This window comes from Anabaena catenula FACHB-362 (assembly GCF_014698735.1).
GTDB lineage: Bacteria > Cyanobacteriota > Cyanobacteriia > Cyanobacteriales > Nostocaceae > Anabaena > Anabaena variabilis_A.
The window spans coordinates 39706-63474 of sequence record NZ_JACJTQ010000017.1 but is presented as its reverse complement, the minus strand read 5'-3'; the positions used below and the strand labels follow the sequence as shown (position 1 = coordinate 63474).

Here is a 23769-nt window from a genome sequence, read left to right as displayed (position 1 = left end):
CGCGCAGAGCAACACATGAAAGTATTATTGAGTTAAAGTCGAAATTGTTGATAAACTTGACTTGCGGCTCGATGTAATAGAGAGTGTCTCCAAACAAGGGATTTCATATCATCTGCATAACCTCCACCGATAACGCAAGCAACTGGATAGCCTGCATTTACACAGGTAGTTAAAACCTGCATTTCTCTACGGAAAATGCCTGTGTCAGTTAAAGCTAATTTACCAAGTTTATCAGCTATATGGGTGTCCACTCCTGCATCATAAAATACTAAATCTGGCTTGACTTGTGATAATACGTCTGGTAAGTAGTGAGCTAATACTTGCAAATAAATATCATCTTCTATTCCTACTGGTAAAGGAATATCTAAATCACTTTTTTGTTTTGTATTCGGAAAGTTGACTTCGCAGTGCATGGAAAATGTGAAAACGCTATCGTCATTTTCAAAAATAAATGCTGTTCCATCTCCTTGATGTACATCTAAATCTACAATCAAGATTTTTTGAGCAAGTCCTAATTTTTGCACAACGCGAGATGCAACTGCTAAATCATTGAAAATACAAAAACCTGATCCATAACTCGGAAAAGCATGATGAGTTCCACCAGCAGTATTGCAAGCTAAACCATGACTTATTGCTAATTGGGCTGTGAGGATGGTTCCACCTACTGCGACACAGGTACGATTTGCTAAAGCTGGACTCCAAGGTAAACCAATGCGTCGCTGTGCTTTGGGTTCTAAGGTTCCGTCACAGTAACTTTGGACGTAGTTGGGGGTGTGAATTAATTCAATTAATTCTTGCGGTGGACGTTCAGGAATGTGAATCTGTTCTGGGTGTGTTACCTCGTCTGCTAACAGCAATTCATACAACTGTCGAAATTTTGACATCGGGAAGCGATGCCCTAGGGGTAGAGGAGCAATATAATCTGTATGATAAATAATTGGCAAATCCATTGTTTATAGGCGAATTTTCAAGTTAACTATTACTCAAGATAAGTGAGAAAAATCTGTCTTGCGCTAGATTGATATCAAGTGGAATTTACTTGTTATATTTTTTCAGTCAGTAACATAACCTAATCTGATAAGTAATCTTACTAACGCAAATGCGTCACAAATTTTTCATACATTACTAGTATATATAGATTCAAGTTGAAAATTTTAATTTTCTTCAGATGATTTGATACAATGTCTAAAAAATTGTCTCCATCAAATTCTACGCCTAATAACAAGGTAAAATTTAGCCAGCATCATTGACTAATTCTAAATAGGCACATTTAAAGTTCTTAATTCTCGAATAATTATGACACAATGGATTATACCAATTGTATTTGTTCTGACTGGTTTACTAGGTGGTCTAATTGGTGAAAAATATGTTTTCCAAAAACTGAAAATATTTGTCGCTAATAAACAAGTTCCTGGAAATCAGATTATATTTCAATCCCTGCATAGAATGACCTTTATTTGGTTTGTCGTTGCAGGCTTTTTTTGGGCAATTATTAGTTCTCCACTCAAGCCGGATATTATTAATGTTCTGCAAAAAATTCTGACCATTATTGTTTTGTATTCAGTCACTTTAGTTTTGGCTAGATTGACTGCTGGTTTTGTCAATTTATTTATTCGTCGCACGGAAGGAGTTTCTACATCACTAATTTCTAACTTGGCTAAAGTTGGCGTTTTGATTTTGGGAACATTAATTTTATTGCAAACTGTGGGGATTGAAATTACACCCATTATTACAACTTTAGGAATTGGTGGTTTAGCGGTTGGTTTAGCACTACAAGATACTCTGACTAATTTATTTTCTGGTTTTTATCTACTTATCTCTAAGCAGGTAAGAACTGGAGATTATGTGAAATTGGATGATGGGAATCAAGGGTATGTCACGGATATTACATGGCGGAATACGACGATCAAAGAAATGTCTAATAATGTGATCATTGTTCCTAATTCTAAGCTGGCTTCGGCAATTTTTACTAATTATCATTTACCAGCGAAAGAAATCACTTTAACAATGAATGTGGGTGTCAGTTATGATAGCGATTTGGAACTGGTGGAAAGAGTGACTGTTGAAGTTGCTAAAGAAGTGATGCAAGAAATTGCCCCAAAGTTAATTGAAAATGAGCCATATCTGAGATTTCATACTTTTAATGATTTTAGTATTGATTTTACTCTTTATATGCGTGTTAGTGAATTCTTCGATCAACGAATTGGAAAACATCTGTTTGTCAAAAAATTACACAAACGTTATCAAAAAGAAGGAATTCAAATTCCTTTTCCTGTCAGAGATATTTATATGCCATAAGGTACTTCCAATTAAAAACATATCCCATCGTTTTGATAGCGTAGCTTGACGTAAGTCATGGGCAGGGGTAGGGGTGCAGGGGGAGAAAAAGTCGTTTCGATGCGATGAAATTGGATAATTTATTTTTTGGAATTACTAAAGTATTATTCCTCGTTATCTTTTTTGAGGTTTGGTTTAATGGTGTATTTTGAAGCAAAATCTGCTACTTCACCAGCGCTAACCATAGCTCTGTAAAGTAAAGCACAAACTTCTGCTCTGGTGGCAACTTTTTTACTATTGAGCAATTTTATATTCGGATAGTTGACAACTACACCATTTTCTGTCATGGCAGCGATGAAATCACGATGTTCGTTTCTAATGCTAGAAGCATCTTTGTAAATTGAGAGAATCTTTGCTGTAGAACCGGTAGATTTATAATTTAATCCTTTTGCCAATGTGATCAAAACATCTAGACGCGAAAGTTTTTGTGTGGGGTTAAAGTTTCTGCTGCCTAGGATGGTGAAAAAGCCCATTTCGTAAGTTTCGCGGATGGCATCATAAGCCCAATATCGGCTAGGAACATCTCGAAATGCGATCGCTTGCCGGACTTTACTTTTGATAAAGACTTTTTGCAACAGGGCAGCAAATTCGGCGCGTGTTACCGGTGCATTAGGACGAAAAGAACCATCGGGGAAGCCGCCGATAATTTCCATTGCTGCCAATTCGGCAATATAATCTTTAGCCCAGTAGTCTTTGGAGATATCTGAAAATGATACTGGGATATCCTTAGCTACACCTACTGGACGATACTTGCTTAATAATTGACTGAGTTCAAAGTTGGAGTTTTGCCCAATTGCAGTCAACTGTACCAAACTGCCAGGCGCAACTGTTAAGGCTTTTGCTAAGTTAGAACTAGAGACGCTAATGGATTTACCGACTAAAGCAAAATCACCTTCGCTGAAGGATAGGGGATAAATGCCGGTTGTGGCAACTTTGGAAAAGCCGGCGGCTTGGTACTGAGTAATATTGATATTGTCGGAACTTTCCAGGAAAGTAACTTTTTGGTTACTAACTTGGGTGAAGTAGTCGTAAGCGGTAGTATCGGTGTCAACAATGCTATCTTCATTGTCATCAACACCATAAAAGGCACGAACTACTTGATATTCTCTCGGATTGGCAGATAAAATCAAGTTGACTGCTGTATGACCAGGTAAACACGCAAATTCGGTGTAGCCAATAAAGCGGTTTGTGGTATCATATAATCTGACGACGATGCGATCGCCTAATTTAAATCCCTTCACAAACTTGGCTTTCTGCTTGATTTTGTAGCGATAATCTCCTAGAAACCTTTCTTGATAATACTTATTGCCATGTTTACCCTTAATAGAAACACGGGCGATTACTTCCGAAATGTTAGCACCTGGTTGCCAAATAGCCAGGGTAAATCCTGATTTTTCCCTTTTTACAGAACTAGTAGGAACAGTTTCCTGTTTGATGCGGGTTGTGCTTTCTGTTTCTACATCTTCAGAAGGAGTTTTTTGAACTAAAAGCGGCTGAATATAATTGCTATGTTGTGATGCGACTGTAGCAAATAAACTTGAGGCTGCCAAAGTAGGATGTGTTGGCGACAATGCTATTACAGCGACTGAGGCAATAGCTGCTTTCCTAAAATGGGTTAATCTACTTAGAATCATAGTATTTATTTCACGCCGTGTTTATTCACCTAGAATGTTCAGTAGGTAATAAGCTTACTTAACTGATTAATGTTTTGATGCTAGGTGAAACTTACAGGTGATAGTGTACGCCATATATAGCTTTTTCCATAATTTTTTGTCAAGAATGCCAGGAGGATTACCATAAAGAAATAATACTTTAGGAATCTTAACTAATGTCGATATCAACCCAGCAGTCACCAACATTTGAAAAACAAGTTTGGATTTGGCGAGATTACAAAATTCAGTACACTGTCATGGGTGTAGGACAGCCGCTGGTGCTAATTCACGGTTTTGGTGCTTCCATTGGTCACTGGCGCAAAAATATCCCGGTTTTAGCTGATGCTGGTTATCGGGTTTTTGCTGTGGATTTATTGGGTTTTGGTGGTTCTGATAAAGCAGCCATAAATTATAGCATGGAACTCTGGACAGAACTATTAAAAGATTTCTGGAATGCACATATTCAAGAACCAACGGTATTGATAGGAAATTCTATTGGCGCACTTTTGAGTTTAATGGTTCTCACCAAATACCCGGAAATTGCGACTGGGGGTGTGTTAATTAACTCTGCGGGGGGTTTGAGTCACCGTCCCCATGAATTGAACCCAGTTCTACGAGTGGTGATGGGGACTTTTAACAAGTTGGTAGCTAACCCCATAACTGGTAAATTCGTCTTTAACCGCATTCGCCAAAAATCACAGATTCGCCGCACATTGTATCAAGTGTATAGCGATCGCAATGCTGTAACCGATGAACTTGTTGATTTACTTTATACTCCATCCTGTGACCCAGGCGCACAACAAGTTTTTGCTTCTATCCTCACAGCACCTCCCGGTCCTTCCCCAGAAGAGCTATTGCCTAAGTTAGAATGTCCTTTACTAGTAATTTGGGGTGCAAATGATCCCTGGACACCAATTACAGGGGCTAAGATTTACGAAGAGGCGCGTGAAAATGGCAAAGACATCAAAATTGTTCCTATTCCCGGTGCCGGTCATTGTCCCCATGATGAAGTTCCAGGTGTTGTCAATGTTGAGATTATTGATTGGTTAGCACAAAAAAGATAATTTATTTCTCACCAAGACCCATTGCAAATATTTGCGTCTTGGTGTAGGTAGGGTAAAACACAAAAACCTTCTGGAATTGGTGATGGGTAATAGGTAATTGGTAATTAGAGAAAAAAATTATCCATTACCTATGGGGATGATATTTTTTTCAATTTATATATTGACAATATTCCCCTGATGTGAATTGTATGATTGACCTTGATATAAGTCATGAATATGAAGGGACAATTCCCTGTAATTATCATCCAGATTTTTCCGCAGCAGGCTATCAAGTAATTAGAGAATTGGGACGTAACCTAGAAGGAGGACGCATTACTTACTTAGCAAAGGAAATTAACTCTCAAAAAAAAGTAGTAATTAAAGAATTTTGTTGTGCAAATACGACTGCTGACTGGTCGGGAGTGAAAGCTTATGAACGGGAAATTCAAATACTTCAACAACTGAATCATCCCCGCATCCCCCGTTATATAGATTGTTTTGAAAAACCGGGTTTCTTTTGTCTGATACTAGAATATAAAGATGCTCCATCTTTAGGCTTAAGACGTAGATTTAATCCGCAAGAAATCAAGGAAATTTCTTTGTCGATTTTAGAAATTTTGGTTTATCTACAACAGCAAGTTCCTCCTATTATTCATCGGGATATAAAACCTGATAATATTTTGGTAGATGAGCAATTAAATGCTTATTTAGTCGATTTTGGTTTAGCAAGGTTACGAGATGCCAAGATGGATTTTAGTACTTTGGTTGCAGGTACTCCCGGTTTTATGCCTCCAGAAGAACAATGTGGTCATGAGTTGACAGCAGCTTCCGATTTATATAGTTTAGGTGCAACTCTCATTTGCTTATTCACAAATACTCGTTCTGTGGATATCGGTAAATTAATTGATGATAACTATCGCTTTAATTTTCAGAATTTACTTCCCCAGATAAGTCCACAGTTTAGGTTATGGTTAAAGAAAATGGTGCAACCTAACCGCAAGCGTCGTTATGCTAATGCCTCTGTTGCTTTACAAGCACTTAAACCAATTCTGGTAATTGGTTCTAGGAAAAAGATAGATTATTTAGTTGCCGCAATGCAACTGAAAAAAAAGATAGTTATATTAGGTTTGGTAACTTTAGCAATAATATTAGCTGTGTTGGCAATAACTTTGATGGTTTCTCAACCTGGTGATGCTGCTAATTCAATAGAAATACAAAATTTTCTCAATGCAGAGGAATTAACTAGTAGTGAAAGACAGAAGTAATTCGTAATTCTTATAACAATGACAGAAAAGCTTGTTTAATCTGCTTTTAAAATTTTGTAAACGTGTCCTGCGGTCGGCACGATTGTGAATTCTGCAAAAGCGGTACTAGCTTGTTTTCCTGGTTTGACCTATTGGGCAATTTCTGCGAAGGTTAAAAAAGGTGTACCATCAGGATGATAAACTGGTAAAGTTTCCTCACCTAAAATAAAGATAACTTTTAAACGCGGACTTACAAAATTTGCCATTGGGGAGTGGAATCAATCGGAAATCCACAATCCAAAATCTTCCAGCCCCCGGATTTATCCTTGGAGTCAATCCAAAATCCACAATCTACAATCGGATGACCCCTGGCTGGGCTGGTGCTGGGATTTGCGAAACCATAAATCTATCCTCAGCAAGATTTTCTGTAATTATCTAGCCAATTCAGGAAATATGTACTTAGAGAGAATCTATTACACACATAGTCTTTCTGTTCCCTATTCCCTGTCTCCACGAATGAATTTAATTTTGTCTAATTATGAGAGACATACTTTTCTAGCATAACCTGAGCAAAGATAGTATTATTAAGAACTGTTTCACTGTGCAACATTCCTTCAGCCTGTCAATATGTCAGAAAATCTAGCAGCATCTTTAAACGGTAGTCTTCCATACCCAAACGACAGCCAGAATACTATTCGCATTCGGGGTGCTAGGCAGCATAATCTGAAAAATATTGATTTGGAGTTGCCACGCGATCGCTTGATTGTCTTTACTGGCGTGTCTGGTTCCGGTAAATCTTCTTTGGCGTTTGATACCATTTTCGCGGAAGGACAGCGGCGTTATGTGGAATCTCTCAGCGCCTATGCCAGGCAATTTTTGGGACAGTTGGATAAACCGGATGTGGAAGCAATTGAAGGTTTAAGTCCGGCAATTTCCATTGACCAAAAATCAACTTCCCATAATCCTCGTTCTACTGTGGGGACGGTGACGGAAATTTATGATTATCTGCGGTTGTTGTTTGGTCGGGCTGGTGAACCTCATTGTCCGATGTGCGATCGCTGTATTGCTCCCCAAACCATTGACCAGATGTGCGATCGGATTATGGAATTGAGCGATCGCACCCGGTTCCAAATTCTCGCTCCTGTTGTCCGGGGTAAAAAGGGGACTCACCGCAAACTCATATCCAGTTTAGCAGCCCAAGGATTTGTAAGGCTGAGGGTAAATGGAGAGGTGCGAGAGCTATCAGATTCCATCGAATTAGATAAAAATATCACACATACTATAGAACTGGTTATTGACCGTTTAGTTAAAAAAGCTGGAATACAAGAGCGTTTAGTCGATTCTCTTTCTACCTGTCTTAAGCAATCACACGGCATTGCTATAATTGAAGTATTAAATGACACAATTGATAAGGTAGCGCTGGAGCGGTCTGATAGTAAGTATATAGTAACCCCAGGAGAAAATCAAGGTATTTCGGAACAAGAATCACCTGTAGAAATGGTGTTTTCTGAAAACTTTGCTTGTCCAGAACATGGTGCGGTAATGGAAGAATTATCACCACGTTTGTTTTCTTTTAATTCACCTTATGGTGCTTGTCCCCATTGTCACGGTATCGGCACCTTAAAAAGATTTTCCCAGGAATTGGTAGTACCTAACCCAGATGCACCGATGTATGCGGCAATTGCCCCTTGGTCAGAAAAAGAAAACTCCTATTATTTAGAGTTGCTTTATAGTCTGGGACAGACTTATGGGTTTGAGTTGCAGACACAATGGGGTAAGTTGACACCGGAACAGCAAAAAATTGTCTTGTATGGGGAAGAAGACAAAAAAACCCCAGAAGGGAAAAAGCAGATTTTCAAAGGTGTAATTCCCATTTTGCAACGGCAATATGAAGGCGGAACCGAGTTAGTTAAACAGAAGTTAGAAGAATATTTAATTGATCAACCCTGTGAAATATGTAAGGGAAAAAGGTTAAAACCGGAAGCTTTAGCAGTAAAGTTAGGACAATATGGAATTTTAGATTTTACTAGCGTTTCCATTCGCCAATGTCGGGAAAGAGTAGAAAATTTAAACTTGAGTCCGCGGCAAACGCAAATTGCTGATTTAGTTCTCAGAGAAGTTAAAGCCAGATTACAATTTTTATTAGATGTCGGCTTAGATTATCTCACCTTAGATCGTCCTGCCATGACATTATCAGGTGGAGAAGCTCAACGCATTCGTCTAGCTACACAAATCGGTTCCGGACTAACAGGAGTTCTTTACGTTTTAGATGAACCCAGCATTGGTTTACATCAAAGAGATAACGGCAGGTTGCTGAAAACCTTAACCAAATTACGCGATTTAGGAAATACCTTAATAGTCGTTGAACATGACGAAGAAACTATTCGCGCAGCTAATTATATAGTTGATATCGGTCCCGGTGCCGGAATTCACGGGGGAAATATTATTTCTCAAGGAAGTTTAGAGAACTTACTCAATGCCGAAGATTCTTTAACCGGTGCTTACCTATCAGGAAGAAGAGTCATCAGTACACCAGCCCAAAGAAGGGAAGGAAACGGACGGACTTTAACTATTAGAAATGCTCGTCGCAACAACTTACAAAATATCGATGTCGAAATTCCCTTGGGGAAACTTGTCTCTGTCACTGGTGTTTCTGGTTCGGGAAAATCTACTTTAATTAACGAATTACTTTATCCAGCTTTACAACATCATTTACTAAAAAAAGCTCCTTTACCCAAAGATATCGATGAAATCAAGGGTTTAAATTCCGTTGATAAAGCGATCGTTATCGACCAATCACCCATTGGCAGAACTCCCCGTTCTAACCCCGCAACTTACACAGGGGTTTTCGATATTATCCGCGATGTCTTTTCCCAAACAATCGAAGCCAAAACCAGAGGTTATAAACCTGGACAATTTTCTTTCAACGTTAAAGGTGGACGTTGTGAAGCTTGTAGCGGACAAGGTGTGAATGTCATTGAAATGAACTTTCTCCCTGACGTTTACGTGCAGTGTGAAATTTGTAAAGGTGCGAGATACAACCGGGAAACCTTACAAGTGAAATATAAGGATAAATCAATTTCTGATGTTCTCAACATGACAGTTGAAGAAGCATTAGAATTTTGTCAAAACATTCCCAAAGCAGTGACGAGATTACAAACTTTAGTTGATGTCGGTTTAGGTTATGTACAGTTAGGACAACCAGCCACAACATTATCTGGTGGAGAAGCGCAACGAGTGAAATTAGCAACCGAATTATCTCGACGTGCCACAGGGAAGACACTTTATTTAATAGATGAACCAACCACAGGTTTGTCTTTTTATGATGTCCACAAATTATTAGATGTTTTACAAAGATTGGTGGATAAAGGAAATTCGATTTTAGTCATTGAACATAATTTAGATGTAATTCGTTGTTCTGACTGGGTAATAGATTTGGGGCCAGAAGGTGGAGATAAAGGAGGAGAAATAATTGCAGTAGGAACGCCAGAAGATGTAGCGAAGAATCAGCGATCTTATACTGGGCAGTATTTACAGCAGGTGTTGAAGCAATATCCGGCAATGAAGTAGATTTTTTTCTCACGCAGAGGAGGACACTTGCGTGGGCGGGTTTCCCGACTTGTTCGCGAAGCGTCTCGAAGAGAGCAAAGTGTCCGTCGCGCAGAGGCACAGAGAGGAGAAAGGAAATATGGAAGAGTTATTAATGTTAAAGGAATTATTGCATGAGGGGAAAGTTTCTGAAGCTTTGGAATTGGTGGAAGAGTTGGAGGAAATGAGTAAGTCGGATAAGTTAAATAAGATTTTTAGTTATGGGATGATTGTTTTATTACACTTGATTAAACAAGCGGCTGAAAAACGCTCTACTAGGTCTTGGGAAACTTCTATTTTTAATTCTGTTAAGCAAATTCAACGCACTAATCAACGCCCGAAGGGTAAGGGTTGTTATTTAACGGAAGATGAGTTATGGGAAACTTTGCAAGATGCCTATGAGTCGGCTTTAAGAAAAGCGGCTTTGGAGGCTTTTGAAGGGAGATATGCAGCAGATGAATTAGGGGGTTTGGTAAATCAGAATGAGGTGATTCGGGGAGCTATGGATTTGATTTTGGAGGAGAGAATTAAATAAGGTATCTGAATCGCAGTAGCCGACAAATACAATTACTATTAATAATAGGTAATAGAGAAGGAGAAGATAAATGAATGATCAGGATTTACAATTTCTCCTCAATGACATGGAATCAGACCGTGTGGAACGTAAAGCTTCAATATCCGATAGAGGTAAACTTTGTGAAGCGATTTGTGCATTCGCTAATGATTTACCGAACCATCAACAACCAGGAGTTTTATTTATTGGGGTTAATGATAATGGAACTTGTGCCAACCTTTCCATAGATGATCAACTTCTGCTGACACTTTCAGGTATGCGAGATGATGGCAACATCTTACCTTTTCCATCAACGATTGTCCAAAAACGCAATATTGGTGGATGTGAACTAGCAGTAGTAATTGTAGAACCATCCGATGCCCCACCTGTCCGTTTTAAGGGACGAGTTTGGATTAGAGTTGGTCCCCGCAGAGCTACTGCAACAGCAGAAGAAGAACGTCGTTTAGCTGAAAAAAGACGTTCAAAAGATTTACCTTTTGATTTACGACCTTTAACATCAGCTAGTTTAGATGATCTCGATTTAGAAATTTTTCGTCGAGTTTATTTACCCTCATCTTTAGCAAATGATGTTTTGCAAGAAAATCAACGTTCAGTTGAACAACAACTCAAATCAATGCGGTTTGCAACAATTGATGCGTTGCCTAAACCAACTATTTTGGGTGTATTAGTTATTGGTAATGACCCTAGACAATTTGTTCCCTGTGCCTATATTCAATTTCTCCGCATTGATGGTACTGAGTTAACAGACCCGATTAAAGACCAAAAAGAAATTGGTGGCGCTCTTCCAGATTTGTTGCGAATGCTAGACGAAATTTTTCAAGTTAATATCTCAGTAGCAACAGATATTACAGCCCAACCAATTGAGTTACAAAAACCTGATTATCCAATAGTTGCTTTACAACAATTAGGAAGAAATGCAGTCATGCATCGTACCTATGAAGGGACAAATGCACCAGTCAGAATTACATGGTTTAATGACCGGATCGAAATTCAAAATCCTGGTGGACCTTTTGGTCAAGTAAATCGGCAAAACTTTGGTCAACCAGGCATAACTGACTATCGCAATCCTCACCTGGCTGAAGCAATGAAAAATCTTGGTTATGTCCAAAGATTTGGTTTAGGAATTGAACTTGCTCGTCAGCAACTTCTGAAAAATGGTAATCCACCTCTAGAATTTACTGTAGAAGATACCCATGTTTTGGTAACACTGAAGAGAAAATCATGAGTGCAAAGATTATTGCTTTCTTTAATAACAAGGGAGGAGTTGGTAAAACTTCTTTGGTTTATCACTTGGCATGGATGTATCAAGATTTGGGATTGCGAGTAGTTGCTGCTGATCTAGACCCCCAAGCTAACCTTACTACTGCTTTCTTAGATGAGGAAAGATTGGAACAAATTTGGTTAGGAAATAGTGAACCAAAAACTGTATTTGATTGCGTACAACCTTTGTTAAAAGGTATTGGTGATATTGATAATCCACATTTAGAATATATCCAAGAATCTGAAAACTTAGCTCTTTTAGTTGGAGATTTAGCACTTTCTGGTTTTGAAGATGAGCTTTCAGCACAATGGCCTAATTGTCTTGGTGGAGGTGGTCAGGAAAGAGCTTTCCGAGTAATCTCTGCTTTTTGGAGAATTCTCCAACAAACAGCCGTTAAACATGAAGCAAATGTAATATTGATGGATTTGGGACCTAATTTAGGAGCAATAAATCGTGCAGCATTAATTGCCGCTGACTATGTTGTTGTTCCGCTTGCACCAGATTTATTTTCTCTCCAAGGCTTGCGTAACCTTGGACCTACATTAAGAACTTGGCGTGGAGAGTGGCAAGAAAGATTATCTAAAACAAATTCTTCAGGTAAAAAGAGTTTAGCAAAAGATTTACAACTTCCCCAAGGAACAATGCAACCTGTTGGTTATATTGTTTTACAGCATTCAGTAAGATTAGATCGTCCAGTCAAAGCTTATGAACGTTGGATAGCTCGTATTCCCACGGTTTATAGAGAAGATGTTTTAGATCAGCCTGGTGAAAATCTAATTTCTATTGAAAATGATCCAAATTGTTTAGCCTTACTTAAAAACTACCAAAGTTTGATGCCAATGGCTCAAGAAGCTCATAAACCTATGTTTTACTTAAAACCTGCTGATGGTGCTATTGGCGCTCATACTAAGGTAGTGAGAAATGTTTATGAGGATTTTAAAAAACTAGCTTATAAAATAGCCGAAAGAACACAAGTGAACATTCCCTAAATCTAGCGTATAGAAATCTCCCGTCTTAGCTAGACATAGCCTTTCTTCTTCCTCTCTTCCTTTCCTTCTCCTGTCGGAGACGCTTCGCGCCCTTCGCGCCTTCGTGGTTTAATCACCACCCACCCTCAACACCAACGCAAAATTCATCAATAACAAAAAACACCAAATCACTCCCCCTTCCTAAAAAACTGCTTTAAAATCTCCCCCGGTTCCCTATCCCAAGTATCAATATGCTCATAAATTAAACCCTCATCATTCAACTTATAAGTCGAATACCCATTAAAAAACAACCGCGCTTTCCAAGGAACACGCAAAACCCCGCGTACAGTCCACTTCGCTAAAATCGCATCTTCCGCAGACTGAGAAACATCATCTAAATCAAAATCAATTTCCGTAAAAAATAACTGCGCGTGAAACCGCAAAGTCCAAAAAATAATCCGATAATTAAACTTACCCTTAAATTTATTTACTGGGTCACGAAAAAAGATATCCTGTGTATATATATCATAAGAAATATCTGACTCAAGCAATGTGGGTAAATCCTGTTTGAGAATTGCAATTATCTGTTCAATTTGTAATTTAACCATTGATTCTATACCTTAAGAATTTTTCTAGACACCACAGATTTATACTTTACTCATTTACACCCTAACTTTTAATAGATGTTTCTCTAAAAAATACTCCGTATAATTGCTTTTACAGTAATTTGCACAAAATTAGTTAAATTCTATGTCTATAATCGAAAATTCTTGGACACACGCCTATATAACCACCAACGGAATCCAACTGCACTACGTTACTCAAGGCGAAAGCCCCTTAATGTTAATGCTACATGGTTTTCCTGAGTTTTGGTATTCTTGGCGACATCAAATTCCCGAATTCTCTCAAAATTATCAAGTTGTTGCTGTTGATTTACGTGGCTATAACGATAGTGATAAACCCCAAGCAAAATCAGCTTATGTCATGGATGAATTTGTCAAAGATATTGAGGGAGTAGTTCGGGGATTAGGATACGAAAGTTGTATTTTAGTTGCTCACGATTGGGGTGGTGCGATCGCTTGGAATTTTGCCTACGCTCACCCAGATATGGTAGAAAAACTAATTATACTCAACCTCCCCCATCCCGCCAAATTTTCCCAAGGCTTAAGTACTCCCCAGCAACTATTACGCAGCTACTACATTTTCTTATTTCAATTCCCTTTGATTCCCGAACTACTCCTCCAAACCTCAGACTATGAAGCCATAGCTAAAGTTATTCAAGGTACAGCTTTCAATAAAAATGCCTTCACCACAGCAGATATTGAAGCTTACAAAGATGCTGCTGCTAAACGTGGCGCACTCACAGCTATGTTGAACTATTATCGCAACTTATTTTCTCAGTTAAAACCAAATAAAAATTGGAGTATTCTCGAAGTCCCCACCTTGATGATTTGGGGAGAACATGACACCGCACTGGGTAAAGAACTAACCTATGGAACACAAGAATATGTTAGGAATTTACAAATCAAATATATTCCTAATTCTGGTCATTGGGTACAGCAAGAACAGCCAGAATTAGTTACAGAGTATATGCAAGAATTTCTGCTGCAAAAAAATAGTACTAACTCTTAAATAAAAAAGCTTTTTCATAGGATAAAATACTCATTTACTACTCAGGCTAAACTATGCTATGTAAATCAACTTAAAAATATTTAACACTAAATTTAATAGAGGTAATTTACCTAAAATCAGGAATTAAACATAGCTCAAACCTAAGCCCAATCATAGTTTTAGCCTTAATAGCCAATTTCTAAAACATCACATCTATATTGTGAAGTAAATCAGCATCCCTCAGCCATTTAGTGAGATAATAAAGTAGTGAGGGAAAGAACGGATGCTACTCCATACCAAAAGGGGGAAAAAATTATGAAACGCCAGCTATTAGCAGTTATAGCCTTAGTCGCTCCCCTATTTTTAGCTAACTCAGTTCAAGCTGGGAATACGCAAGATTTACAGAAGCTATTGTCAACTGGGGAATGCATCAAGTGCAATTTATCAAGAGTAAACCTCAGTGGCGCTCATTTAATTGGTGCAGATTTACGAGGAGCAAATCTCCAAGGAGCTAACTTAACAGATGCTAACCTTGAAGGTGCTGACCTCACTGGAGCAAATTTAGCCGGTGCTAATTTAACATCAGCTTTTGTCACTAACGTGAATTTGAAGCAAGCCAATCTCAATGGTGCAAATCTCACCAGTGCGACTATTAATGATTCCAACGTCTATCAAGCATCAATGAATAACTTAACTATCACTGATGCAGAAATATACAATACTGGCATCGGTATTGGTGGAGAAGACGCTAAAATTCCTGACTGGGATTAACAGTTAACAGTTATCAGTTTCATCACAGGGTTTAAGTTCTGCACCATCCGCTTGATAAGCGTTCACAGAGTCAAAACTCAATCATATTTTCCAGGTTCTGCTTCCTGGTAGCTAGTACAATGTAGCGGAAATAAAGCTACCATTAAAAATTCCTAAAAAGCTTGTGTAATCTGCTTTTTTGATTTTTAATTCCCAGAAAGCGGTACTAGCTGCTAGAAAAGCAATCATCACTACTAAAAAAACCTCTGCTTGATATAAAAGCAGAGGTTTTCTAATATCAATGGTGATGAAGATGAGGTCAGAGATTCACATTACCTATCACCTCAAGTCATCACATTTTAAGTTAATGCCTGAGCAACAACTTCTGAAAGTAACTTATTAGCGGCTTGCTTCAATAAATCCACCTTGTCAGTACGTTCCCAAGGTAAATCCAAATCACTACGTCCCAAGTGACCGTAAGCCGCGATGTCCTGATAAAAACGTCCGCCTCGTTCACTTGGTAGGTTGCGTAAATTGAAAGCATGGATAATGCCAGCTGGTCGCAGTTCAAAGTACTCTTTGACTAATTCCAGTAAAATTTCATCATCCACTTTGCCCGTACCAAAGGTATCCACAAAAATGCTGACCGGTCGCGCTACACCAATGGCATAACTTAACTGGACTTCACATTTTTCTGCTAACCCAGCAGCCACAATATTTTTCGCCGCATAGCGAGCAGCATAAGCAGCGGAACGGTCTACCTTTGTGGGGTCTTTACCAGAGAAAGCACCACCACCATGTCGTGAATAACCACCATAGGTATCGACAATAATTTTTCGTCCTGTGAGACCAGAATCACCTTGTGGTCCACCTATGACAAATTTACCTGTAGGGTTAACGAGAAAACGTGTACCCTGATCTGGCTTAACGTCAATATCACCAAACACAGGTTCCACTACTGCTGACCACAGGTCTTCTTTAATCTTGGCTTGTACCCCTGCCTCATCCGTAATATCCCCAATATTAGGTGTATGCTGGGTAGAAATCAAGATTGTGTCTATACCTACAGGTTTTCCATCTTCATAGACTACGGTAACTTGCGTTTTTCCGTCAGGACGCAGGTATGGTAAATCACCTGTTTTTCTCACTGCTGCCAATCTCCGGGCAATGCGGTGAGCTAAACTAATAGGCAAGGGCATCAATTCTGGTGTTTCGTTGCAAGCAAAACCAAACATGATACCTTGATCACCAGCGCCGATTTTGTCGAATAGTTCTTCACTATCCTCAGTGCGGGTTTCTTGAGCAGTATTTACACCTTGAGCAATATCAGGAGACTGTTCATCTAAAGCTACCAATACACTGGCGCTATTAGCAGAAAAGCCGTTGACTGCATCAGTGTAGCCAATTTCCGCGATCTTCTTCCGGGCTAAATTGACAAAATTGACATTGGCTTTGGTAGTAATTTCTCCAGTAATTAGTACTAAGCCCGTATTAACAACTACTTCGGCTGCAACCCGGCTACTGGGGTCTTGTGTTAATAAAGCATCCAGAATAGTATCCGAAATTTGATCACAGATTTTATCGGGATGGCCTTCGGTGACTGACTCGGAGGTAAATAGATAGCGTCGAGACAAAGGAAATTCCTCCTTGACTAATTTTGCTCACTGACTAAAGAATGAGTATTTAGTTCAGCTACTAATTTATGAAATAATAACAATATTTACACACTTACTGATAGAATTTCGCTGTTCATCTGCAAACTCATGATCTCGTGTTCGCTTAATTACTTATCAAAAAAACTTTCCGCGCGGTTCCCTAATTATAAGTCTTTAACAGAACACAATATGAGGTTACGCAAAAAAAGGGGTACACCCATAAGATGTCCCCCTTTTTGTATTCACAAACACAGCTTGCTTTAGACTTGAACCGCTAACTTTGCTTCTTTAGATGTCAATCGCTCATAAGCAGCACGCATTTTCAAGCCTGTCAGCACTTGGAATAAACCAGTACCGTTGTTGGAACCAGGATATTCTCGGTGTTGGAGTAACAAGTGAGTCATCTCACCTTGGTATGTGGTGGATGTATTGCTCAAATGAGTTTCGATGTAAATTACTTCTTCTAAATTGTCAAATTGACCGTCTACTTCTAACACGGTGACGTAACGACCGTAGTAGACATCGGAACCATAGTATAGTTGCATTCCAGGGTAGGAGCAAGTCAGTTTCCGTCCGCAGGGAGTCCACTGAATTGTTGAACCTTCATCAAAGAGGTAGGTTGGCTCAAAGCCTTCCTTACCTTCCCGTTGCAGCATACGTACTCGTAACACTTTACGCTCGGTATCGTTTTTGATCAAGTTTGTCGGCAATACTTGCAAAACCACATCGGCAAATTCTCGTTGTGGTTCGATAAACTTTTCAAAGTCCGGTTTACGAGAGTTAATTTGTGCGAGAACATCTTCGTAGCGATGGCCTCGTTCTGCCATATCGCGTTGAATCTTCCAGGCAATTTTCACTTCATCGCTGATGTCAAAATAGACGCTGAAATCGAGCAGCGATCGCACGCGCTCATCATATAAAGGATGTAACCCCTCCACTACTATGATGTGGTTTGGCTCAATCCGTTCTGGAGGATCGATCATGCCGGTTTCGTGGTTGTAAATCGGCTTATCAATCGCTTGACCTTCTTTGAGCGCTTTAATTTGCTCATACATGAGGTCAAAATTGTTCGCCCTGGGGTCAAGTGCAGTTATCCCCGTTTCTTTGCGTTGTTTACGATCCAGGCAATGATAGTCATCCAAACAGATAACTGTCATGAAATCTTCACCAAATAAATCGATTAACCGACGCAAAAACGTAGATTTACCGCACCCGGAGTCTCCTGCTACTCCTATCAGTACCACGCGTTCCGGCTTACTTGTCATAAATCTCCTCTAAATACTAAAAAAGATGTGTCAATCAATATTTTTTTTTCACACAGCAGATTTTTTTTGAATCCAGGAGTTTACCCCAATGGTGTGATCCTGCGTTCTTGCTATCCAGCACGGGAATAGCATACCAGACTAGTAAGCAACACAGTTATCTTTGTTACTTGTTAAACTATCCTGATATCTTGGCTGGTAAGTATTTAATCTTAGTGATATATTAGATTTTAACAGAAAGATGCATTTTGTAACAAGATTTGCTGTCAGGAATAATATTTTAGTGTACCAATCAAATTTTTGACTTTTTGAGTTATTCATAGCTCTAAACTTAGATATAATGCTACTTCTGTCAATAAGTAATAATACTATAAAGAAAAGATAAAATTTTTACCTCTAGCAGGGGACGCGAGAAATCAGGTGTTTGGGCTGGGCATTGGGCATTGGGCATCGGGTATTTCACGCAGTCTCTGGTGTTTCCAGTCGTTGCATTCGGTTCTGAGCTTTTCACTCAGTTGAAACCTTTGCTCGAATGAGAGCGCGGTTTTCCCGTCTATTCCTGCTGTCTAATTCCTGTGCATTTAGCTGTGTTACTTGACGGATAGCCAGTAATCTCGCTGCGGTTGATTTCAGAATCAGCTTTTGTAGGGACTTTGCTTTGCGCTTGTCTCCAACTTGAACCGCTTTATACACGCGTCTTTGTAGGCGAAATAGGTTACGGCGGAATTTCTTCCAAGGCAACGTCTTCCAGGATTCACTAGAGTTGTCTCTGTGTCTAATCATGCTCTGCTCCAATTTGTGTATTCTGAACACCTCAGACCAATTACGGTCTGTCCTACCCGAATTGAAGGAGTTCCGCTGCTCGTCCAGCCTACTTATAGGGTTCGACCGCCCTTAGACCCTCAACCCGTTTTTCTTCGTTCCCTCGGTTAGATTGTTAGTTCCGTTAGGTGTAGCCACTTCAACCACTGGATTCCCTGGACTCTTGCCGCTATTAGAGGGAGATGCGGCGGGAATTGACTCCAGTGAAGTCAGGTTTTGATGTTGTGTCCTGCTCTGAAGTAAGTTGCTTTTCTAGGCTCTGTTTCACCGTGGGAACTCCCCGTTAGCACCAGTGTCACCTCACAACGGATGTCTGATTGCGCCTTCCAGCTTTGACCTCCCGAAACCGAGTCGGGTCATCATGGGCAGATAGGGAGTCATACCTGAGTCTGGTAGATGGGACTTTCACCCATATCAGACCGAGAGTTCAACCTTTTCCATGCTTGGATTGGGTTGGTTAGCTTATGTACGGGCTGATTACCGTGATTCAGCTAACAACGAATCGCACCCCTCTCTCTTCATACTCTTTTTTTGCGAAGGTCTTGTTGAGAAGAAGGTATTTTAGTGGCATAAAGGGTGTAGGTTACCGCCCAAGGCATCTCCTTCTTCTACTGCGGTATTAGTTCTCAAATAATCCTGCACAAGAGAGCAACCATCAGCTAGTGCATTGAGTTTAAGAATGCGCGGCAAATTCCAGATAATTAGTGTGTTATCATCACCCCCAGAAGCTAAAAAAGTACCGTCGCGGCTGACAGCAATTTTTCTAATGGCGGCGGTATGACCTCTGAGGGTGGTTATTTCTGTACCATCCAGTTTCCAAAGCTTGACGGTAGCATCCACGCTACCAGAAGCAATTATTTTACCATCGGGGCTAAACCCTACCCCCCAAACCGCAGCTGTATGACCTTTGAATGTTTGCAATAACTTGCCATTCACCGTCCACAACTTCACGGTATTGTCACCGCTGCCAGTAGCTACTATTTTACTGTTGGGACTAAAGGCAACTCTCCATACAGACGCAGAATGTCCAACGAGGGTTGTGAGCAACTTACCCTCCAGTGTCCACAGTTTCGCAGTACCATCAGCACTGGCGGTCGCCACCATTTTACCGTCGGGACTAAAGACAACTTGCCACACTTCGGCTTGATGTCCTTTCATAACCTGCGATTTAGGCTGATCGCGTTTCCATATCTGAGCAATCTTCTCAACATTAGCGATCGCGATCGCTTGACCATCAGGACTTAAAACCGCACCTGTGATTTTGCCGTGGGTATCTTTGTAACTAGCAACATTAGTCCCATCTCGCCGCCGGATTTTTACTATAGCATCGTCAGCAAAAAGAGCAACTAACTTGCCATCGTCACTGAATGAAACCTCGAAGATGACACTTTTTTCAGTCAAAGTTTTCAGTAATTTGCCTTGACGACTCCAAAATTTGGCAACGTTTTCGTGACTGGTTGTGCCAATGGTGGAACTGTCGCCGGTAATAGCTATTGACCACATTCCTCCACTATGGGCAATTACACTCTTTTGGAATGGATTTTGACTTTGCCAGAGTCTGACAAGATTTTCTGCACCCCCCGAAGCAATAAAGCTGCTATCAGGACTGAAACTCGCTCCCCAAACAGAGGCATTATGTCCTCTTAGCGTCTTCAGTTCTGTACCATCAATGTTCCAAAGTTTCATAGTTTTGTCGAGACTGGCAGAGACAACAGTCTGACCATCGGGACTAAATGCTACTCCCGCAATCCCAGCACTATGACCAGAGAGAGTTTTATCAAGGCGATAACTGCCATCTTTACTGTTTCGCCGCCAAAGTTTCACAGTTTTATCTTCACCGGCTGAGGCTAATATCTGACTATCAGGACTAAAGGCGACTCCCTCAACCCAAGCTGTATGACCTTGGAGAATTTGTAGGGGTTTGGGGTTCTGCCAGCCTGTAGTGTCTGGTTGCCAAAGTTTTACCGTCCCATCTAGATTTGCAGCTGCAACGGTTTGACCATCGGGACTAAAAGCAACTCCCCAAAATCCCCATTTGTAACCTGCAAATGTTTTTAAGAGTTTACCATCTTGCTGCCAAAACCTTACCGTTCTGTCCCAACCAGCAGAGGCTAGAAACTGACCATCAGGACTAAAGGCGACTCCCCAGACGGAAGCAGTGTGACCTTTAAATGTTTTAGAAATGTGCCATTGGCTGTCTGTACCTTTCCGTTTCCAGAGTTTAATCGTAGCATCTTCACTTGCCGATGCTAGTAACTGGCCATCAGGACTAAATTTAACAGATCTAACTGCTCCTTGATGACCTTTAAGAGTTGCCACTTCTGTACCATCACGTCGCCATAGTCTGATGGTTTTATCTATACTGGCGGAAGCAACCAAAGAACTATTAGGACTGACATCTACTGCCATCACAGCTGCTGTATGACCAGAAAACCGATTGTATTCATCTGCACCATAAACCGCTTGCTGTAATACATTATTCACCTGATGCTCAATATTGGCATTTGGTTTTTCTAGTTTTTTTAGTCTCTGTTTGGCTTTAATTGCTTCTACGAGAGCATCTAATCTGCGATTTGAGGCGAACATTCCCTCAGAAGAAGATACGAGTGCGCGAATTTCACTGTTTTTGGCTTCAGTTTCGCTTTTCTGGGATTGGCGATACAAAATGTAAATTCCGCATCCCAAAGTAATAGAAATTAGCAACTTAATACACATTAAAGTTAGGAGAGTTCCCTGCAACTTAGCAGTTTTTTTCTCTTGTGCTAGTCTTGCTTCTATTTCTTTAGCTCTTTCCGCTTCTAATGCTGTTTGGATTTCGCGCTGTTCATATTTTTGACTAGCAGCAAAAAATTTATAATCCAAATCACTCAAACTTTTACCGAGCGACCAACTTTGAGCATCTTTGAGAGCCTGTCCTCGTAGTAACCGTGACTCATCTTGATAACGGGATGCTACCCAAGCATTAAAGATTTGCGAGTAAGGACGCAAATTGTCTAACTGTCTGATTACCCATAGCTCATTAAAAACATTCCGATAAATGGGATTTTTAATTTTGAGATAACCTTGGTGTCTCTCCACTAAACCAGACAACAAAAGTTCTTTTTGTTCTTGACTATCATCGCTGGCTACAAGTGGATTACCAGCCTCAGTTTGCAACATCTGCTGATAAATCCCTAACAACCTACCGGCTCGTTGTTCGTCGAAGAGGAGGCGATCGCGAATGGTACGCAGGTGTTCGGGTTCATCTTTTGTTTCCCAGTGTTGAATAATCTGCTTTTTTACCAGTTGTTCTACCCAATACCCTGCTGTAGCTGGTGGTAACTCAATTTTTTTTTGAGGTGTTTCCCATGCGGTCTGCACAACTAACTGACAAAGTTTTTGCGTTAAAAAAGGTTGTCCACCAGTCCAGTCAATAATTTTCTGTAATACTGCTTGCGGTTGACTGACTACGCTTTCTAATCCTTTTAGTAATGGAGTCGCTTCCTCCAGGGTAAAACCAGACAACTGGATGGCCGTACCGATGTTAAAGGGTGTGCGCCGCTTATCAGTGATTAAATCAGATGGACTGGCTACCCCAAATACTGCAAACCCTAAGCGTTGGAATTTTGGGTCGTGTGCGCGTTGGTTATAGCAATGACGAATCCAAGCAAAAAAATCACTGATTGGAAAACTCAAACTCAACAAACTATCAATTTCATCTATAAATATAAATATACGCTGGTTTGGGACATGAGACAGCAATATTTCTTCTACAAAATTATGTAGTTTCTGTACAGGCGAAAGACCTACTTGCACTTCCCACCAGTCTTTAAAATTAACTTTTTCAGCTAAATTTAAGTCGTAAAAAAGACTAATAATAATGCCTTTGTACCATTGTTCAGTTGTTGTATCTTCACTACCCAAGCGGGTTATATCTATATATATACAGCTATGACCTTCATTCGTCAGATGATATTTTACGCGATGTAACAGAGATGATTTACCCATTTGACGAGAGTTGAAGACGTAACAAAAATCGCTGTCCTTTAAGCTGCCATAGAGTTGTTCGTCTGCCTGACGAATTACGTAGCTAGGATCATCAGTAGGCAGACTACCCCCAACTTGATATTTCATATCAGATAAGTAGATCAATGTGAATATTTAGGGCTTGCTGAAAGGCAGTTTGTAGAAGCATTATTATAAACCAAGGGAAGAGGTTTTTAGTTACAGCAGAAAATAGGGAATAGAAAAGAATCAAATTTTTTGTGTAGGATATTTTTCAAAAATTACGTAAGCATTCAGCTATCAGCTAATGCCTTGTTTTCGAGACGCTATTCTCGTTCAGCAGTCAGCCAATAGTATTCATATAGAAAAATTGTTAAATAAATTGCTAAGGGAACTCCAAAAAATAAATTATCTAATTTTGAAAGGGAAGACGGTGATAAAATTTTTCCTCCTCTGCTTACACAGCAATGGGATATTTTTTTATCTGGCAGTCACTAAATGAATGAGGTTTGATTATTAAATGGGAGCGCAAAATTAAAAATAAAGGTAATGCGGTTTATTAAATTTAGCTGCGTAACAGCTTAGTAGGGTCAGCAGATTTAATCAAATAGGCGGAAAACTATAAACAAGATTAATCATTTTATATTCGTGTAAATTACCCGCGAACAACTCTTTTTTGTCCAAAGTCCAATCCGATACAAAAAAGCTAACTAATGCTAACAAGAGCCAGCTTTTTCTTCCTGCTTCATCCTATTCGTGTCGGCACGATCTAGTCCACAGGCTAATACGGTCAACCTGACCGCTTCTTGACTCAAGTTACGAGCAGCATTTACATCTCTATCACAATCAAACCCACAGTAATCACAGGTGAATACTCTTTGAGATAATGACAGAGATGATTTTTTCTCCAGCAAAACTAATTCAGCATAATAATTCGCCACAAGATATGAGTTTGAGGCAAAATACTATTGCAGCAGTCTATTTATATCTGCTGAATCTGAGTGGCTGAAGTTGCTTT

Annotated in this window: 16 protein-coding genes and 1 pseudogene; 9 read left to right on the top strand and 8 right to left on the bottom strand. The window is 39.8% G+C overall.

The genetic code is table 11. The features are described 5' to 3' along the window. Nucleotides 1–32: 32 nt before the first annotated feature. Nucleotides 33–950: a histone deacetylase family protein gene (locus H6G68_RS12800; RefSeq protein WP_190906996.1), complete on the bottom strand. Its 918-nt coding sequence runs from the start codon at nucleotides 948–950 to the stop codon at nucleotides 33–35. A gap of 346 nt (nucleotides 951–1296) precedes the next feature. Here H6G68_RS12800 and H6G68_RS12795 point away from each other — a divergent pair, with 346 nt between their 5' ends. After that, nucleotides 1297–2298 (top strand): mechanosensitive ion channel family protein, encoded by a 1002-nt coding sequence (locus tag H6G68_RS12795; protein WP_190906995.1) that lies wholly within the window; start codon nucleotides 1297–1299, stop codon nucleotides 2296–2298. Between the two features lie 143 nt (nucleotides 2299–2441). On the opposite strand, the gene H6G68_RS12790 is transcribed toward H6G68_RS12795, so the two are convergent. Further along, on the bottom strand, nucleotides 2442–3971 hold the full coding sequence (locus H6G68_RS12790) for an S-layer homology domain-containing protein (protein WP_190906994.1): 1530 nt from the start codon (nucleotides 3969–3971) through the stop codon (nucleotides 2442–2444). A 194-nt stretch (nucleotides 3972–4165) separates the two neighbouring features. Here H6G68_RS12790 and H6G68_RS12785 point away from each other — a divergent pair, with 194 nt between their 5' ends. From H6G68_RS12785 to H6G68_RS12760, 6 genes are all read left to right on the top strand, one after another. Continuing rightward, the gene (locus H6G68_RS12785) at nucleotides 4166–5053 is read left to right on the top strand and encodes an alpha/beta fold hydrolase (RefSeq protein WP_190906993.1); all 888 of its coding nucleotides are present in this window, start codon (nucleotides 4166–4168) and stop codon (nucleotides 5051–5053) included. Nucleotides 5054–5244: 191 nt separating this feature from the next. Beyond that, complete coding sequence (locus H6G68_RS12780; protein WP_339327859.1) at nucleotides 5245–6297, top strand: serine/threonine protein kinase; 1053 nt, start codon at nucleotides 5245–5247, stop codon at nucleotides 6295–6297. A 606-nt stretch (nucleotides 6298–6903) separates the two neighbouring features. Then, nucleotides 6904–9846, top strand: coding sequence for an excinuclease ABC subunit UvrA (gene uvrA / locus H6G68_RS12775; protein ID WP_190906991.1), 2943 nt, complete (start codon nucleotides 6904–6906; stop codon nucleotides 9844–9846). 118 nt (nucleotides 9847–9964) lie between these two features. Further along, nucleotides 9965–10399: a DUF29 family protein gene (locus H6G68_RS12770; RefSeq protein ID WP_190906990.1), complete on the top strand. Its 435-nt coding sequence runs from the start codon at nucleotides 9965–9967 to the stop codon at nucleotides 10397–10399. A 70-nt stretch (nucleotides 10400–10469) separates the two neighbouring features. Next, entirely contained in the window at nucleotides 10470–11663 is a 1194-nt protein-coding gene (locus H6G68_RS12765; protein WP_190906989.1) for an ATP-binding protein, read from the top strand. Next, nucleotides 11660–12688 (top strand): ParA family protein, encoded by a 1029-nt coding sequence (locus tag H6G68_RS12760; RefSeq protein ID WP_190906988.1) that lies wholly within the window; start codon nucleotides 11660–11662, stop codon nucleotides 12686–12688. The genes H6G68_RS12765 and H6G68_RS12760 overlap by 4 nt, the downstream gene beginning before the upstream one ends. Before the next feature lie 167 nt (nucleotides 12689–12855). On the opposite strand, the gene H6G68_RS12755 is transcribed toward H6G68_RS12760, so the two are convergent. Continuing rightward, nucleotides 12856–13275: a C6orf136 family protein gene (locus H6G68_RS12755; RefSeq protein ID WP_190906987.1), complete on the bottom strand. Its 420-nt coding sequence runs from the start codon at nucleotides 13273–13275 to the stop codon at nucleotides 12856–12858. A 142-nt stretch (nucleotides 13276–13417) separates the two neighbouring features. On the opposite strand from H6G68_RS12755, the gene H6G68_RS12750 reads away from it, so the two are divergent. Both H6G68_RS12750 and H6G68_RS12745 read left to right on the top strand, forming a co-directional pair. Beyond that, nucleotides 13418–14299, top strand: coding sequence for an alpha/beta fold hydrolase (locus H6G68_RS12750; RefSeq protein ID WP_190906986.1), 882 nt, complete (start codon nucleotides 13418–13420; stop codon nucleotides 14297–14299). Between the two features lie 294 nt (nucleotides 14300–14593). Further along, a complete protein-coding gene (locus H6G68_RS12745) occupies nucleotides 14594–15049 on the top strand; it encodes a pentapeptide repeat-containing protein (protein ID WP_190906985.1) in 456 nt (151 codons plus the stop codon). 338 nt (nucleotides 15050–15387) lie between these two features. Here the strand turns inward: H6G68_RS12745 and metK are convergent, their stop codons facing one another. The 5 genes and pseudogenes from metK to H6G68_RS12720 all read right to left on the bottom strand — a co-directional run bounded on the left by metK (nucleotide 15388) and on the right by H6G68_RS12720 (nucleotide 23692). Next, on the bottom strand, nucleotides 15388–16662 hold the full coding sequence (gene metK / locus H6G68_RS12740; protein ID WP_190906984.1) for a methionine adenosyltransferase: 1275 nt from the start codon (nucleotides 16660–16662) through the stop codon (nucleotides 15388–15390). 281 nt (nucleotides 16663–16943) lie between these two features. After that, nucleotides 16944–17948, bottom strand: a complete 1005-nt coding sequence (locus tag H6G68_RS12735; protein ID WP_190906983.1) for a phosphoribulokinase — start codon at nucleotides 17946–17948, stop codon at nucleotides 16944–16946. Nucleotides 17949–18397: 449 nt separating this feature from the next. Next, nucleotides 18398–18728: pseudogene (locus H6G68_RS12730) on the bottom strand (reverse transcriptase N-terminal domain-containing protein); the annotation flags it as partial. A gap of 600 nt (nucleotides 18729–19328) precedes the next feature. After that, nucleotides 19329–22880 carry a WD40 domain-containing protein gene (locus tag H6G68_RS12725; protein WP_190906982.1) on the bottom strand — a complete coding sequence of 1184 codons (3552 nt, stop codon included), beginning with the start codon at nucleotides 22878–22880 and terminating at the stop codon, nucleotides 19329–19331. 587 nt (nucleotides 22881–23467) lie between these two features. Continuing rightward, nucleotides 23468–23692: a zinc ribbon domain-containing protein gene (locus H6G68_RS12720; RefSeq protein ID WP_339327857.1), complete on the bottom strand. Its 225-nt coding sequence runs from the start codon at nucleotides 23690–23692 to the stop codon at nucleotides 23468–23470. Between the last annotated feature and the right edge of the window lie 77 nt (nucleotides 23693–23769).

What these genes read in the sequence shown, in the direction of transcription:
- H6G68_RS12800 (WP_190906996.1), bottom strand. Translation starts at nt 950, where the DNA reads ATGGATTTGCCAATTATTTATCATACAGATTATATTGCTCCTCTACCC.
- H6G68_RS12795 (WP_190906995.1), top strand. Translation starts at nt 1,297, where the DNA reads ATGACACAATGGATTATACCAATTGTATTTGTTCTGACTGGTTTACTA.
- H6G68_RS12790 (WP_190906994.1), bottom strand. Translation starts at nt 3,971, where the DNA reads ATGATTCTAAGTAGATTAACCCATTTTAGGAAAGCAGCTATTGCCTCA.
- H6G68_RS12785 (WP_190906993.1), top strand. Translation starts at nt 4,166, where the DNA reads ATGTCGATATCAACCCAGCAGTCACCAACATTTGAAAAACAAGTTTGG.
- uvrA (WP_190906991.1), top strand. Translation starts at nt 6,904, where the DNA reads ATGTCAGAAAATCTAGCAGCATCTTTAAACGGTAGTCTTCCATACCCA.
- H6G68_RS12770 (WP_190906990.1), top strand. Translation starts at nt 9,965, where the DNA reads ATGGAAGAGTTATTAATGTTAAAGGAATTATTGCATGAGGGGAAAGTT.
- H6G68_RS12765 (WP_190906989.1), top strand. Translation starts at nt 10,470, where the DNA reads ATGAATGATCAGGATTTACAATTTCTCCTCAATGACATGGAATCAGAC.
- H6G68_RS12760 (WP_190906988.1), top strand. Translation starts at nt 11,660, where the DNA reads ATGAGTGCAAAGATTATTGCTTTCTTTAATAACAAGGGAGGAGTTGGT.
- H6G68_RS12755 (WP_190906987.1), bottom strand. Translation starts at nt 13,275, where the DNA reads ATGGTTAAATTACAAATTGAACAGATAATTGCAATTCTCAAACAGGAT.
- H6G68_RS12750 (WP_190906986.1), top strand. Translation starts at nt 13,418, where the DNA reads ATGTCTATAATCGAAAATTCTTGGACACACGCCTATATAACCACCAAC.
- H6G68_RS12745 (WP_190906985.1), top strand. Translation starts at nt 14,594, where the DNA reads ATGAAACGCCAGCTATTAGCAGTTATAGCCTTAGTCGCTCCCCTATTT.
- H6G68_RS12735 (WP_190906983.1), bottom strand. Translation starts at nt 17,948, where the DNA reads ATGACAAGTAAGCCGGAACGCGTGGTACTGATAGGAGTAGCAGGAGAC.
- H6G68_RS12725 (WP_190906982.1), bottom strand. Translation starts at nt 22,880, where the DNA reads ATGAAATATCAAGTTGGGGGTAGTCTGCCTACTGATGATCCTAGCTAC.